The 14,544-nt window shown below is 41.9% G+C and carries 11 protein-coding genes; 2 read left to right on the top strand and 9 right to left on the bottom strand.

The features are described from left to right. Positions 1–150 precede the first annotated feature (150 nt). Positions 151–579 carry a hypothetical protein gene (locus H6G41_RS05220; protein WP_190744241.1) on the top strand — a complete coding sequence of 143 codons (429 nt, stop codon included), beginning with the start codon at positions 151–153 and terminating at the stop codon, positions 577–579. A 21-nt stretch (positions 580–600) separates the two neighbouring features. On the opposite strand, the gene H6G41_RS05215 is transcribed toward H6G41_RS05220, so the two are convergent. The 3 genes from H6G41_RS05215 to H6G41_RS05205 form a co-directional block, all read right to left on the bottom strand. Continuing rightward, positions 601–1,200 (bottom strand): CAP domain-containing protein, encoded by a 600-nt coding sequence (locus H6G41_RS05215; protein ID WP_190744239.1) that lies wholly within the window; start codon positions 1,198–1,200, stop codon positions 601–603. 411 nt (positions 1,201–1,611) lie between these two features. Continuing rightward, complete coding sequence (locus H6G41_RS05210; RefSeq protein WP_190744237.1) at positions 1,612–2,241, bottom strand: hypothetical protein; 630 nt, start codon at positions 2,239–2,241, stop codon at positions 1,612–1,614. A gap of 225 nt (positions 2,242–2,466) precedes the next feature. Next, positions 2,467–5,487, bottom strand: coding sequence for a UPF0182 family protein (locus H6G41_RS05205; RefSeq protein WP_190744504.1), 3,021 nt, complete (start codon positions 5,485–5,487; stop codon positions 2,467–2,469). 271 nt (positions 5,488–5,758) lie between these two features. Here H6G41_RS05205 and H6G41_RS05200 point away from each other — a divergent pair, with 271 nt between their 5' ends. After that, positions 5,759–6,202, top strand: coding sequence for a Crp/Fnr family transcriptional regulator (locus H6G41_RS05200; RefSeq protein ID WP_190744235.1), 444 nt, complete (start codon positions 5,759–5,761; stop codon positions 6,200–6,202). Positions 6,203–6,230: 28 nt separating this feature from the next. On the opposite strand, the gene H6G41_RS05195 is transcribed toward H6G41_RS05200, so the two are convergent. The 6 genes from H6G41_RS05195 to H6G41_RS05170 form a co-directional block, all read right to left on the bottom strand. Further along, the gene (locus tag H6G41_RS05195) at positions 6,231–7,637 is read right to left on the bottom strand and encodes a cobyrinate a,c-diamide synthase (protein ID WP_190744233.1); all 1,407 of its coding nucleotides are present in this window, start codon (positions 7,635–7,637) and stop codon (positions 6,231–6,233) included. A gap of 248 nt (positions 7,638–7,885) precedes the next feature. After that, positions 7,886–9,259 (bottom strand): glucose-6-phosphate dehydrogenase assembly protein OpcA, encoded by a 1,374-nt coding sequence (opcA, locus tag H6G41_RS05190; protein WP_190744231.1) that lies wholly within the window; start codon positions 9,257–9,259, stop codon positions 7,886–7,888. Positions 9,260–9,542: 283 nt separating this feature from the next. Next, on the bottom strand, positions 9,543–11,072 hold the full coding sequence (gene zwf / locus H6G41_RS05185) for a glucose-6-phosphate dehydrogenase (RefSeq protein ID WP_190744502.1): 1,530 nt from the start codon (positions 11,070–11,072) through the stop codon (positions 9,543–9,545). Between the two features lie 144 nt (positions 11,073–11,216). Next, positions 11,217–12,389, bottom strand: a complete 1,173-nt coding sequence (gene tal, locus H6G41_RS05180; protein WP_190744229.1) for a transaldolase — start codon at positions 12,387–12,389, stop codon at positions 11,217–11,219. Positions 12,390–12,644: 255 nt separating this feature from the next. Continuing rightward, on the bottom strand, positions 12,645–13,694 hold the full coding sequence (gene fbp, locus H6G41_RS05175; RefSeq protein ID WP_190744227.1) for a class 1 fructose-bisphosphatase: 1,050 nt from the start codon (positions 13,692–13,694) through the stop codon (positions 12,645–12,647). Positions 13,695–14,216: 522 nt separating this feature from the next. Then, the gene (locus H6G41_RS05170; RefSeq protein ID WP_190744225.1) at positions 14,217–14,501 is read right to left on the bottom strand and encodes an RNA-binding protein; all 285 of its coding nucleotides are present in this window, start codon (positions 14,499–14,501) and stop codon (positions 14,217–14,219) included. Positions 14,502–14,544 lie beyond the last annotated feature (43 nt).

Genomic DNA, 14,544 nt, shown 5'->3' with positions numbered 1-14,544 from the left:
AAATCTACAACCAATTACTATTTTCAGTTTGACAAGCCTAGCAATTGTTTGAAATTATCGCCAGCATAATACATGCTCAATTTAGCAAATTAAATTTCCGTATCAAGCCTGAATTCCATATTAAATATAAGTTTAATTTTTAGCAAGTTTATGAATATACAATTTTACAACAGGATGCCTTGGATATCTTTGGCATTACTCTGGATAGCTTATGCTCTTTTAGGGTGGTATCTTGCAGTGCATCACATTATTTGGTTGATGGGATGTTTTATCACTGCTGTAGCCTTAGTTATAGCCCGAAAAAGTATTTTTTGGTTAGAACAATTATTTACTTTTGGTTCTCAAACTTTAGTAATTGTCTTATTTTTAAGTCTCTCAATTGCGATAGTAGCAACTTGGTCACTCATATTGAGTCTTTTTCTCATACCAGTAGCTACAACATTTTTAGCAGATTTAGAATTGCGGTTTGTAGGTTTTAGTAAGCTAGATTCATTTTTAGTTTTAATGGGAATAGCAATCTTAGGTTTATGTGTAGGTGAAACCATTGATTTACTACTTTTACCTAGTAGTAGATACTAAAACTAATTGAAGAGTAACGATCTAACCCCGCAAAAATAACTGAGTGATGACGTAGGTATTACCTTTGCGCCACACTCCTACACCTGTTTCTCTAAAAACTGGCCTGAGAATATTTGCTCGGTGTCCCGGACTTTCTAACCACCCTTCAACAGCTGGCGATACAGGCTGAGAAATATTTTTACTTCTAAATAAATTTTCTCCAATTATCCAATAAGATATATTACCTGCACGCACTCTTTGACTGAGAGTACTACCATCTATTCCTGTGTGGCTGAAGAAGTTTTCTTCTATCATTTGACGGCTGTATTTTCTGGCTACTTGCGCCAATTTTTCATTGTTTTGTAAAGGTTGTAGTCCATTTTTTTGACGAACTTGATTGATTTGTTGGCGAATCTGTGACTCAACTTGTGCAGTTTGGGGTGTTTGCGCCAGTTGTGGTGACTGTGGCGACTGGTTGGATGGAATTTCAATATTTGGTAAGGGTGGTAAATACTCAATCGCTTGTTCGCATCCTGTCAATGATAGTGCGATCGCTATCCATCCTGCACCAACAATTCTAGATAAAAGGTGTTTTTTTTGAGATTTATGATTGATCAAATAGAACAGTGTAGAAAGTGACATCCTTCAATTGGGGGATATTTGTTAGATCGCCTAATACTTTTAGCTGCTGAATTTCTCATTTCCTGATTAATTTTAACAAAATTAATTTGATGCTTGCTCGCAAACTCGCAAAAGTATGAGTAATACTAATTCAAATAATGTTGGCGACACATCAATATATTTATAGGATATTTTATAGGATGAGGCATTGCCTTGTTCCTAGCATTTGTCGCCTTGCTTTGGCAAATTGGTAGTATAAAAAGTAATTTTACAGCCAGGATTTTAGTCCTGTATGATGATGCAATTTGAGATTTTGTATTTGCAATCAACAACAACTTAGCAAATTTCAAAAAATTATAGGGCACAATAATATTGTGCCCCTAACTTTATCCGGTAAATTATATTAAGAATTGATGCCGGAATTTTGCCAAGTTACTGCGTATTGTTAATGGCTGATTTTAGCTTCAACTTGACTTTTGTACCTTTTTTCAGAACAACTTCACCCCCAGGACTGGAGAGAACATAAGCAGTCGCAGCCGCAGCGCCAGCTAAACCACCATGCTTGACATTGGTTTTCTTACCAATAAAATGGCCTGCTACTGCTCCGCCTAAAATCAGCCCAGCATTCTGAATAAATTTGCCTTTAGTTTTACTTTCTACCTGAGTGTTAACTAAGGCCGCATTTATGGGATAAGTATCGCCATTTTTAAAGGTAATTTCATCAAAAACCAGATGTAAACTTGCTTTTTTACCCTTAGCTGCTTTGACTACATTTTCTAAATGTCCTTGAATTTCCGCATCTTTTAAGTCAGGTTTTACACCCTTAACAGAGTTCTTTACTCGCAAAATAAATCGCTCGTTATTAGTATTTTTGCCGGTAGATAATTCTTGTTGCAGAACTGTATCTAAATTGGTGTCTGAGGGGATGGATACTGGGGCATTTTGGGGCTTAGTAGTTTGAGTTGAAGTAGCATTATTAGCAATGCGATCGCTTGGCTTGCTGCAAGCAAAAGTGTTACTAAGTAAAGCTGCACTTAGTAACAATGGTATGAATTTTTTCATGGTTTTTGATATTTTAAATTTTGTAAACTAGAGAATTTAAAAATCAGTGCAGAAAAACGGCACAAAACCTGATTTTTTACAGATTATATGCCGAATTTAAATCTGAATAATTCGCGATAATGTTACTTAATGTGTTTTGGGCATTGGGCATTGGGCATTGGATAATTGTTAGTTGTCCTGCTTGTCCTCCTTCCCTTCCCTTCCTTCCCCTTATCCACAATCAGACTACGGGCTAGGAGTTTCTTCCACTGGGCGGATAATTGGCGGGGCTGGTGTTACTTGTGGTTGGAAGATGGCTTGTAATCCCTGTTCTAATGTTTGAGTCATGACGATGCGGTTTTCGTAAGCTATAACTACTCTGACTAAAGTCGGTAAGCTATTTTGTGCCGCTTCTAAATAAATTGGCTCGACGTAAAGCAAAGATTGTTCGATGGGGATGACTAAAAGATTACCCTGAACTGCTCGTGAACCTTGGCGATTCCACAGAGAGATTTGCTGAGAAATAACGGGATCTTGATTAATTCGGGCTTCAATTTGCTCCGGGCCGTAAACTAATCGTTCCTTGGGAAAAACATACAAAAATAACTTACCGTAGTTTTCAACATCCGATCGCGCTGCTAACCAAGCAATTAAATTCGTCCGTTCTTTAGGAGTATAGGGCAGCAATAAGATAAATTCTTCAAAGGGTACAGTAGGTAAACTGGTAATCAAATAATAAGGTTCTACTGGACGGGCTTTACTGCCATAAATTTCGTTAGGAATCTGCCATTGGTCTTCCCGGTTGTAAAATACCTGCGTATCTGTCATGTGATAAGTCATCAACCTTTCCGCTTGAATATTAAAAAAGTCTACTGGATAGCGGAGATGACTTTTAAGAGTTGCAGGCATGGCACTCAAGGGTTTAAATAATTGTGGGAAAATTTTCTCCCAAGTGGCAATTATCGGATCGCTAGCATCGGCAATGTAAAAGTTAACAGTCCCGTTGTAAGCATCAATGACAACCTTGACGGAATTACGAATGTAGTTGATCCCATCTCCATCAATATCTGAATAGGGATAGTGATTATTTATTGTGTAGGCATCAACAATCCAGTAAAGATAATTTTGATTTGTGGGAAAATCTAAATTATTGTTGTTGAGATTGGCATTAGCTACGACTAAATAAGGGTCGCTGTCATATTTTAAAAAAGGTGCGATCGCGCGAATTCGTTGCTGAATATTTCGCCGCAATAAAACTTTTGTTTCTGGTAAAAAATCTCGCGTTAGCACCATCTGCCAATCTTTCAAATATGTGGCAAATAGCCACTTCCGCCAGGTGTTACCAATGGTAATTCCACCTTCTCCATCGTAGGTATTGTAAACATTATCGCTACCACTAGGGTAGTCTAGCTCTCTAACTCTTGTGCCAGTCATTACATAATTATTCGTTATTTCCCCGTAATAGATTCGTGGTTGACCAATGGGGATACTATTACGAATGCCTTGAGTGGAAGTTGTGAGGGCGCTGCTATCACCGCTAATATCTTTGACAAAATACTCAGGTAGCCCACCTGGCCCGACTGTATTCACAGGGCTAAGGGTAAAACCAAAACCATGAGTATAAATTAAATGACGATTCACCCAGGTCTGCGCTTGTTGGGGGACTGCACTGTAATCTAATTCTCTGGCAGCAATTAGCACTTGTCGTTGTTCTGTGGTTGTTATCGGTTCTGGCTGAGAATCTGGTGAATCTTGGTTAGCAGCAGGTCTATTACTATTAATGTCTGTTTCTAAGGTGTAACGGTCAATATCAGCACCAGGAAAGCGATAGTATGGTCGAATTTGCTGTAACTGGCGGTTAGTTTGGAGTAGTGGCTGTTCATCCCACAGGCGGATATTACGAATTGTCAAATCATTCGCTTTGAGATCGGCTTCTGTTAGTTCACCTTGGGGGTTAAAAGTTCGTGCATCGATCGCTGCTAAATTAAATGCTTGCCGAGTTGCGGTAATAGTACGCTGAATGTAGGGTTGCTCTCGTTGTAATTCGTTAGGTTCAACTACCAAATATTGCACAGCAGTGGGGATGAGAATACCAGCAACTACTATCAAAAGTAAATAACTTCCTAGTCCATAAAATACTAATCGCTGATTGTAGGATTTGGGTTTCCAGAAAATTGTTCGCCATAACAGGTAAAAGGCGATCGCCAGTCCGAAAACAAACAAAATGTTGTAAGCTGGCAACTGTGTGACGACATCGGTATAGCTAGCACCGTAACTTACACCACGAGAGGAATAGACTAATTCGTAACGACTCAATAAATAGCTAAAGGCTACAGCCACCATAAATGCACCACCCAACCCATATAAATGACGCTGCTGTGGTGGTGAAAACCCTGGAAAAATACCTTGGCTGAGACTATCTGCTGATAAAAGATAACTCAAAGTGACAGCAATGAGAGTATATGAAAATAAGCCTAATAGCCAAATTACCAGCAGTTCCCACAAGGGTAAAGCAAAGATGTAAAAGCTAATATTTTTATTAAATAAAGGGTCGGAGAAGTTAAAAGATTGGGCATGGAAATATTGCAAAACCTGTGCCCAATTATGGAATAGCAACATCCCAAATAAAACACTCAACACAATGGCGATCGCATTTAGCAAAAACCGGGGATAAATTAAAATAGCGATCGCAATTCCCCCAACTAAACCCAGATACCAGATTTGGGAAACAATTGTCCTACCTAACTGCCAGAAGTTGTTTAATTGGAATACCGCGTTCACAGTTAAACTAGCCTTGTTAAGGTCAGTGGTGGAGTAAGACCAGATCGTCTGGCCATAGTAAGCTAGCATCAACCCTACCAATAAGCTTAATCCCAAAGCTAAAGGTAACAGCCAGCGTAATCTGAATGTTTGCAACTGTCGCGGATTAGATCTGTTAAGATCATCGCCTCTGGAATATCGCGGACTGAGAAAGTTTTTTATCTGACTACTCAGTACGGCTTCCTCACGCCTAACTTGGGCAATTTTTAGATTCTGAGGATATTTCAACTGTTGTGCTAAGTGCAGGTTTCCTAGTATATAAACAGCGCTTATGCTGACTACGGTTACCCATAAACCGCCCTTTGTCACAAATCGCAACAAAAAGACTTGCAGATAGCCGACTTCCTGAAACCAAAGAATCTCGCATCCAATTCGGGAAGCTATTTCTAAAAATAGCCATAGTCCCAGGAATAATATCAATAATCTCAAATACCCTTTGGAGAACATTCTTGGCAAGCTACCTTTTCCCTAAACTACATACACCTATAAACAATTGTCCTTTGCTATTGTGCAGAAAAAATTTTTTGGCATGACGACGAAAATCAAGCAGAAGATATTAGCATTAAAATCTCAAAATCTTCATCCTCTTTGCGTCTGAAGTATGGCGATTAGTTTTACCCTTGTAAATAAACTACTTCTAGCCCCTATTTTCACGCTCAGTTTGGGCACAACCTGTGCAAGATGACCTAAAATAATGTTTGATTTTTAACTTGCAATCATGCTGACCAGCGTTGACCGTTTATTGTTTGTGCGGCGAGTCCCAATTTTTAAGGAATTGCGGGATGATTTTATCGTGCGGCTTGCTTCTGTGATGAATGAGCTGTCATTTCCTGCTAATCATGCCATTTTTAGGCAAGGAGAAGAGGGGCGATCGCTCTATATTGTAGTATCTGGTCGTGTCAAAGTTCACATTGGTGAGAAAAAATTAGCCGAGGTAGATAAAGGAAAGTACTTTGGCGAAATGGCAGTTTTTGACACCCAACCCCGTTCTGCTTCCGCCACAACTTTAGAACCTTGTGATTGTTTAGAACTGACACAAGAACAACTTTATGACGCAATTGAAGAAACTCCGGAAATTGCAGTTAATATTATTCGGGAATTATCGCGCTTAATTCGCCAACTCAATGAAAAGATTAATGTGGATAGTTCACAAAGTCATTAATCAACAGTCAACAGTCAACAGTCAACCGTCAACCGTCAACAGCTATAATTTTAAATTCCAGACATTTATGAATAAATTGCTGGGGTATCTCTACACTTGCGCCCCAGTGTAAATGAACATAAGAAGCATGAATATTTGCAGGTAAAGCCCAGCCTTCATAGCCCATATTTTCTGTACAATCGTAACGATAAGTTTCAAACAAGGGTTGATTGGGTGCTGTTTGCAACCGCGAACGATGAAATTCATGTCCGTAAACATTTGTACCTGAACTTATAAGCAAACTATCTTGTAAAGCAACTGCACGACGATAACCTAAAGTTAAGCGTCCTCCCATTTGGGCCGTTGTAGGTAATACTCCTAGCATCGGCCAAGATTCCCCAGCAAAATCAATAATTTGTTCGCACAAATACATCAATCCGCCACATTCAGAAATTGTGGGTATTCCTTGCAAAATTGCATTTTTAACTGATTTACGCAGGCTAATATTTTCTGATAATTGTTGGGCGAAAACTTCCGGAAATCCACCACCAAAATATATTCCTTGAATATTTTCTGGTAATTCGCTATCAGCTAAAGGACTCCAAAAAACCAATTCTGCGCCCAATTTTTGCAACAAATCCAAATTATCTTGATAATAAAAATTAAAAGCGCGATCGCGTGCCACCGCAACCCTCACCACAGACTCACTAGACAAGCTAAAACATTTTTCCTTGTCCTCCTCATCCCCACTCCGCAACAGTGGTAACAAGCGTTCCCAGTCAAAACAACTGTCACCCAAATCAGCCAGGCGATTAATCACAGCATCTAGTTCGGGAAGTTCGGCTGTTGGTACTAAACCTAAATGGCGATCGGGAATTGTGATATCATCTTGACGCCGCATTACGCCGAGAATTGGTAAATTTAATGGTTCTAGGGCATTTTTGATTAAACTCAGATGGCGATCGCTCCCGACGCGATTCAGAACTAAACCGGCTATTTTAATATTGGGATCAAAAGTACAATAACCATGTGCGATCGCCGCCACCGAACCAGACAAGCGACTGCAATCAATTACCAACACCACAGGTAAATTGAGCAATCGGGCGATATGGGCTGTACTGGCAAAATCTTTTACCTGATTTGTTTGTTGTTCAGTATTTGTTTGAGTTAAAGAAATGCCATCAAATAAACCCATTACGCCTTCTATGAGAGCATATTCACTACTTTGACTATGCTCAATGAAGCAATGCTGCACATAAGCCTCAGAAGTTAATACTGGGTCTAAATTACGACAAGCACGACCAGTTACGTGCTGATGAAACATCGGATCGATATAGTCTGGGCCGACCTTAAAAGATTGGACTGCGATCGCTCGCCGACATAATGATGCTAAAAGGGTGAGCGTTACTGTTGTCTTACCCACCCCGCTACGCTCTCCGGCAATTACTAAAGCCATAAAAATAGTTGTGAATCAAAAATGCGATCGCTAACTCTGCGTACCTACCCTGCGGGAACGCCTAACGGCGAATGCGTTAACCTCCGCGTACCTTTGCGTTTCAAAAAGATATAGTAAATGCGTCGGTTGGATAGAAGGTCGTGAAACCCAACAAAGCTCAAATTGCTAATAGATATAATACCTCCAGATTTGAGTTAAAAATATCATCAAATCTGGAGGTAATTAAATTATTGAATTTTCAGGCTGAACTAACTCTTAACGCCTAACTTTAATGATTGCGCTGTTAATACCAGGCTATCTTCAAACAGAGTCTCATGACCCCAGCGCTGCACCTGCTGACTCAGCAACGCTTCTGCCTTTTGTTCCGAAAGTGAACTGACTTGTTGGAATAAACCTGCGGATTGCGCACCACCGTGGGTTTCCATCCGCATACAACCGCCAGTTTCTGTACAAATTACTGTACCGCAGTCAGCCTTGGGATTGGTAGAACTCAAGCGCAGGGCAATTAAATCACCTGCTACTTCACCCGCATCAGCAACAGGAACACCTGCTACTTCAGCTTCTACTTGCTTTTGATCCTGCGTAACAAAGCGAATCTTGGCAATATCATAATCTCCACTTTCTTTTTCATAGGCAACTGGCTGCCATTGCAAGCGACTTGCCAACCAACCTAAAAATAGTAAAGCTTGTGAAGAATTACCTTTTTCGTAATCAATATTCACTCGGTCAATTTCTTTCAGCGCCGCACAACGATTGGGTGAATCGTAAGCCTGTGCTGTCAATTCTTGCCATGCCGCCAAACGCCGCCAGTTCAAATCAGCTAAAGGTACACCATTTTCTACCAACTCTTGTAAGCTGAGTAGATCGTGTTCTGGCTCGTTGAAATTGCAAGAATCTACGATGACATTGTTACAAACTGCTGCCAATCGCTTAAATAAAGGGTTGTTGGGGTCTGGTGTTGCTTTCCACCACAGAAACTTGGGCAAACCACCAATCAACAAAGCGGGAATCATTCCCCCTATTCGTTCCAAAGCGCTGGGCGTTCCCGATAGAGTGATGTATTCACAGCAGATAAGTGTACTGGAAGATTGCTTTTGAATCGGGCAATAAGCAGAAACTTGTGCTTTCACCCCTTCATCTTCACCAGCAATGGGGCACAACGCAATAATTCGGCACGGGTTACGGATAGCAATTTCATCAGCAATCCGGGGACTAGCTGCATCTGCACTATAGGAAACAGGAGCAGAACTATCTCCAATAACTCCGTGGCGCTGACCTTTAGCAAATTGTTCCCGCAATACAGCCAGGGTTTCTGGGGTTGTAGTTCCAGTTTCTGGTAATTGGAATTTTCGCTGCAATTCTCGCAGTGCTGCTTCTGTTTGCGGCCCTAAAATGCCATCAATTGGCCCGCTATAAAACCCTAAAGTTGCCAAAAGGTACTGGGTTTCTTCTGGTTCATAAACCACCAAGGTAAAAGTCGTGGCGCGGGTAGCTGCTGGTAGGGCACCATCATCACCAGCAATGCCATAACTTTGCCAAATTTGATTCAGTTCCGCTTCTATTTCTGTGAGCGAAATGTCCTTTGGTGCCTGTAGTGAGAAAATCGTAGGAGCTTGAGTCATAGTCAATTTGAGATTTTGGATTTTGCGAAAAGTCGGAGCTAAGGCTTCCTTAGATCTGTTAGCGCAGCGTAAAGCCTTCTCTGCGATAGGCTGCGCCAACGGCATAGCTTCGCTTAGAGCGAGGCAGGAGCGTTACTTTTCAAGACGGATTTTGGATTGGCGATGTAAGATTTTGGATTAAGAATTGGTAATTGGTAATTGTTAATTGTCTTTCAGTTATCTATAACTCATTACCTAATTTCCCTTTCCTCAATCTAAAATCTAAAATCTAAAATCTAAAATTTTAGAGTCTGCGCCAGCGACGACCATCTTGATTAATCAAGAGTTCTGCTTCTGCTGGTTCCCAGGTACCGGCTTCGTACTGGGGAATGGTTGCGGGATCGCTTGGTGCATCCCAAACAGAAAGGGCTGGTGTCACTACCTGCCAAGCTGCTTCTACTTCGTCTGCTCTGGTGAATAATGTTTGGTCGCCCATCATACAATCAAGGAAAAGGCGATCGTAGGCATCAGAAGTAGCTTGGATACCAAAGGAACCATAGCTAAAGTCCATATCCACGGAACGAGTACGGAATTCTGCCCCAGGCATTTTCACATCAAAGCGCAAGGAGATACCTTCATTCGGTTGAATCCGCATCGCTAAAATGTTGGCATTTCTTTGTTGGGCAGCCGATGGGAACATCCGAGAAGGAACTTCGCGGAAATGGATGGAAATCTCACTGACTTTTTTCGGCATCCGTTTGCCAGTGCGCAGGTAAAATGGCACGCCTTGCCAGCGCCAGTTATCTACTAAGAACTTCATCGCCACATAAGTAGGTGTGGTCGATTTCGGATCGACTCCTGGCTCACTACGATACCCCGGTACTGGTTCCCCTTTCATCCAACCAGCGCTGTATTGACCGCGTACAGAGGAACGGGACAAATTATTCACATTTGCCAATCTAGTAGCTTGCAGCACCTTAACTTTTTCCGTGCGGATACTGTCAGCATCCATTGAGTTTGGTGCTTCCATTGCGGTTAAACAATACAGTTGCATCAAGTGATTCTGCAACATATCCCGCAGCGCCCCGGATTTTTCGTAATATCCCGCCCGGTCTTCAACTCCTACGGTTTCTGCTACGGTAATTTGGACGTGGTCAACAAACTGACGATTCCACAAAGGTTCAAAAATCGCATTGGCAAAGCGAAATACCAATAAGTTCTGAACAGTTTCTTTACCTAAGTAGTGGTCAATCCGATAAACTTGGCTTTCTTTGCAGTATTTCTGCACGATTTTGTTCAGGCTTTGAGCAGAGGCTAAGTCTCTACCAAAGGGTTTTTCAATAACTAGACGGTGTTTGTAGGGATCGTCTAGCATTCCTGCTCCCCCTAGCTGTCTAATAGCTTCAGGGAAGAAGTTAGGCGCAACAGAAAGGTAGAACATTCTGTTACCCCTGGTGCCGCGTTTTTCGTCTAATTCGCTGAGTAAATCTTTTAATTTCTGGTAACTTTCTGGTTTATCTATATCACCAGGACAGTAGAAAAGACCTTGTAAGAAGTCTTGCCAGAGTTCCCCTAGTTCAACACTACTATGAGCCTCTTCCATGCCTTTTTGCATTTGCTCGCGGAAGTACTCGTGGCTCCATTCGCGACGGGCTACGCCGACAATGGTGGTTTCTGGGGGAATACGCCGTTCCCGTCGCAATTTGTAAAGTGCAGGTACGAGTTTGCGCCAGGTAAGGTCACCAGAAGCGCCGAAAATAACGATAATTTGGGGTTCGGGCATCCCTTGTTGTTGCAGACCAACGCGCAGGGGATTTTCTAACAGACTAACCATAAGAATTTGGGATGTGGAATTTGAGATTTGGGATGTTGGATGAAATAGGGTATGGGGCATTGGGCATTGGGCATGGGGCATTGGGCATTGGGCATTTATTCTCTAGTCCCTAGCCCCTAGCCTCTAGTCCCTAGCCCCTAGCCCCTATACAGGTGACAATAGCTTGACTTTCCCTTCTAAAGAGTTCATTAATGACTGGAAGGGTTGGACGAATTTATCAATCCCTTCTGTGAGTAATTCCTCCATGACGGTATCGATATTGATATTGATGTCGGGATCTTTGAGGTTATCGATCAGGTTGTAAGCTTCTTGTATGCCTGTTTCTATGCGATTGGCGACATCGCAGTGATCTGCACAAGCGCCAATGGTGGCAGGTGGTAAGGTATTGACGGTATCCGGGCCAATCAACTCATCGACATACATCACATCGTTGTAGTTGGGGTCTTTGGTGCTGGTGCTAGCCCAAAGTAAGCGCTGTACTTGAGCTTCCTGGGCGGCTAAGGCTTGCCAGCGATCGCTCTCGATAATTTTCTTGTATTCTTGATAAGCAATCTTGGCATTTGCGATCGCTACTTTTCCTTTCACAGCTTTTAATTTGGCCTCAATAGCAATATCATCAACGCCTTTTTTCAACTTAGCATCAATTTTGGCGTCAATGTTGCTATCAATCCGGCTGAGGAAGAAGCTGGCTACAGAAGCTATTTTGCTGATGTCCTTACCCTCGCTGGCACGTTTTTCTAAACCGCGAATATATGCCCAGGCTGTATTAATGTAGCTTTGGACAGAAAACAGCAATGTGACATTAACATTCATCCCTTCTGCTATTACCTGTTCGACTGCTGGTAACCCAGCTGCTGTACCCGGAATTTTAATCATCAAATTTTCCCGGCCAATTTCTTGGAAATAGCGCCGGGCTTCATTGATTGTCGCTTCAGTATCGTGGGCGATAGTTGGCGGAACTTCGATACTCACATAACCATCGAGTCTATCGGAAGCATCATATACAGGGCGCAAAATATCACAAGCATTGCGGATATCTGCAAAAGCTAAGGATTCGTAAATTTTGTATGTGGGTAACCCAGCACGCACTCCAACCTCAATATCAGCATCATAAATTACATTACCGGCGTTGACGCCTTGCGTCTTGTCGCCAGACATCGCTTTTTCAAAAATTGCTGGATTGGAAGTAATCCCACAAATTCCTTGATTTTCAACCAAATTTTTGAGTTCACCTGATTCAATAATGTCCCGACTCAAATTATCCATCCAGATACTTTGACCGTATTGTTTAATCTCGAGTAAATGATTGGTTGCCATAGCTATATTTGTTTCACTCCTGTTAGGGATTTTTTCAGTGAACTTGGCAAAACCCATCAAAGTTTGATGGTGACTTTTGAATTGTGGCGTTGCCAATCACTTCTCGCATCGACCCGCTGAGATAATGTTTAATTCACCTTCCAAAACAGCTATTGTGCATTTCCAATCGCCGTAATTATTTTTTACTCACGTTGTCACAGGTACGTCACTGAGGCAAACCCCGTCCACTGAGCAAAGCCGAAGTGACTGCTTACACTAGTGACCGTTTTGAATAAAAGACTCCACCTTAGCTACATCCTCTCTACTACCAATAATTAAAGGTGTACGTTGATGCAGCTTTTTCGGTACTACGTCTAAAATATCTACTAATCCTGTAGTGGCACGACCTCCTGCTTGCTCAATCACATAAGCTAAAGGAGCCGTCTCATAAAGCAGGCGCAACTTGCCTTCTGGTTTTTGAATTGTGCCTGGATAGAGAAAAACTCCGCCTTGAACCAAAACTCTGTGAATATCACTCACCATTGCTCCGCTATAGCGAGCCGTATAACCTTCGGTACGGTGGACATAGCGGATATATTCCCGAATAGATTCTTCCCACTGCCAAAAATTCCCTTCATTCACGCTATATACCGAACCGTGATTAGGAATTTTGATATTTTCTTCCGTGAGAATAAACTCACCCAAGCTGGGATCGAGGGTAAATGAGTGAACTCCTTTACCTATAGTATAGACCAGCATCGTGCTAGGGCCATAAAGTATGTAACCTGCGGCCAGTTGCTTGCGTCCATGTGCGAGCAAGTCAGTAGCCTTACCATCAATATCGTCACCTTCCTGCTGGCGAATGGAAAAAATCGAACCTAAGCTGAGATTGGTATCAGTATTCGATGAGCCATCAATTGGGTCATACAACAAGGTATAACGCCCAATAGGACAATTTTCGGGAATATAATAAGGTTTATCCATTTCCTCAGAAGCTAAGCGACAAACTAAGCCGCTTTGCTTAAATACAGCAATGAATACGTCATTGGCGTAAACGTCCATCTTTTTGACAGATTCACCTTGAACATTGACATCTCCAGTGAATCCCAATACACCTTCCATTAATCCCGCACGGCTGAGGTGACGGGCTATGAGTTTTCCTGCCAAACCAATCCGATTCATTAGGGCGCTCAAATCCTGTGCTTGGGCGGAAAAACTTTGACATTGCTGTAAGACGTGACGAGATAAAGTTGTACAATCTCTATCTAAAGTCTTATCTTCAGCTTCCTTTTGAGACAAATTTAAAGATTCAGGCGCTTGAGCCATTGCGTTGTTCTCCCTAGGACTTATGGCTATCGATCGTTGTAGCTGCCTCTATCTTAGAAAGGGAATTTCATAACTTATATTTGTTTTTAGATAAACTAAAGAAATGGGCAAGGAAAAAAATACTTCTTCCCAAATCGCGATACCTGATTTTGCTGCTAGCCATTCACGCCCAGTTTGCCACAACCTAGCGTGAAAATTTTTCCTCACTAGTCTTTAGCACCTAATCCCTATCCCCTATTTTCCTAGCTAGTCAATCTCCGGAAAATCACCTAAAGGCGGAAGTAATATTTTTCATCCCTATTCCCTAGCCTCTAGCCTCTAGCCTCTAGCCCCTAGCGCCTAGCCCCTAATTCCCAGTTACCCATGCGAAAAACCGACTAGCTGTGAGATTTGCCTACTCATCCTAACTAGCCGGGTTTAATTCTAGTGAGTTATTAGATTGTGGATTGTTTCTAGTAAATTTCACTGACTAATGTCTTGCATAACTAGAAAACAATTTGTTATTATTGTATTTCACAGTTTTTATATTTCTTGTTTTTTCTCCCAGCTACCTCGTCGGTTATCTTCTCGTGGTTTGGCTTTATTGACTCTGAGTTGACGCCCCATCCATTCTGCCCCATCTAATTCTGTGATAGCAGCGTCTTCTTGGGCATCCTCAGTCATATCAACAAATGCAAAGCCCCGCAGCCTGCCTGTTTCGCGATCGGTAGGCAAAACTACCCTTTTGACTTCGCCATAATCTGTAAATACTGCTCTTAAGTCCGCTTCGGTAGCGCGGTAGGAGAGATTTCCAACGTAAATAGTCATGTGGGTCACGTAAGTTTCAACAAGGAGCGATGAGTTCAGCTAA

This window comes from Tolypothrix sp. FACHB-123, assembly GCF_014697075.1.
GTDB lineage: Bacteria > Cyanobacteriota > Cyanobacteriia > Cyanobacteriales > Nostocaceae > Aulosira.
The sequence above is the reverse complement of the archived record's forward strand: the minus strand, read 5'-3'. Positions and strand labels throughout refer to the sequence as shown.

Coding starts and splice junctions, on each gene's coding strand:
- H6G41_RS05220 (WP_190744241.1), top strand. CDS start 151: ATGAATATACAATTTTACAACAGGATGCCTTGGATATCTTTGGCATTA.
- H6G41_RS05215 (WP_190744239.1), bottom strand. CDS start 1,200: ATGTCACTTTCTACACTGTTCTATTTGATCAATCATAAATCTCAAAAA.
- H6G41_RS05210 (WP_190744237.1), bottom strand. CDS start 2,241: ATGAAAAAATTCATACCATTGTTACTAAGTGCAGCTTTACTTAGTAAC.
- H6G41_RS05205 (WP_190744504.1), bottom strand. CDS start 5,487: ATGTTCTCCAAAGGGTATTTGAGATTATTGATATTATTCCTGGGACTA.
- H6G41_RS05200 (WP_190744235.1), top strand. CDS start 5,759: ATGCTGACCAGCGTTGACCGTTTATTGTTTGTGCGGCGAGTCCCAATT.
- H6G41_RS05195 (WP_190744233.1), bottom strand. CDS start 7,637: ATGGCTTTAGTAATTGCCGGAGAGCGTAGCGGGGTGGGTAAGACAACA.
- opcA (WP_190744231.1), bottom strand. CDS start 9,259: ATGACTCAAGCTCCTACGATTTTCTCACTACAGGCACCAAAGGACATT.
- zwf (WP_190744502.1), bottom strand. CDS start 11,072: ATGGTTAGTCTGTTAGAAAATCCCCTGCGCGTTGGTCTGCAACAACAA.
- tal (WP_190744229.1), bottom strand. CDS start 12,389: ATGGCAACCAATCATTTACTCGAGATTAAACAATACGGTCAAAGTATC.
- fbp (WP_190744227.1), bottom strand. CDS start 13,694: ATGGCTCAAGCGCCTGAATCTTTAAATTTGTCTCAAAAGGAAGCTGAA.
- H6G41_RS05170 (WP_190744225.1), bottom strand. CDS start 14,501: ATGACTATTTACGTTGGAAATCTCTCCTACCGCGCTACCGAAGCGGAC.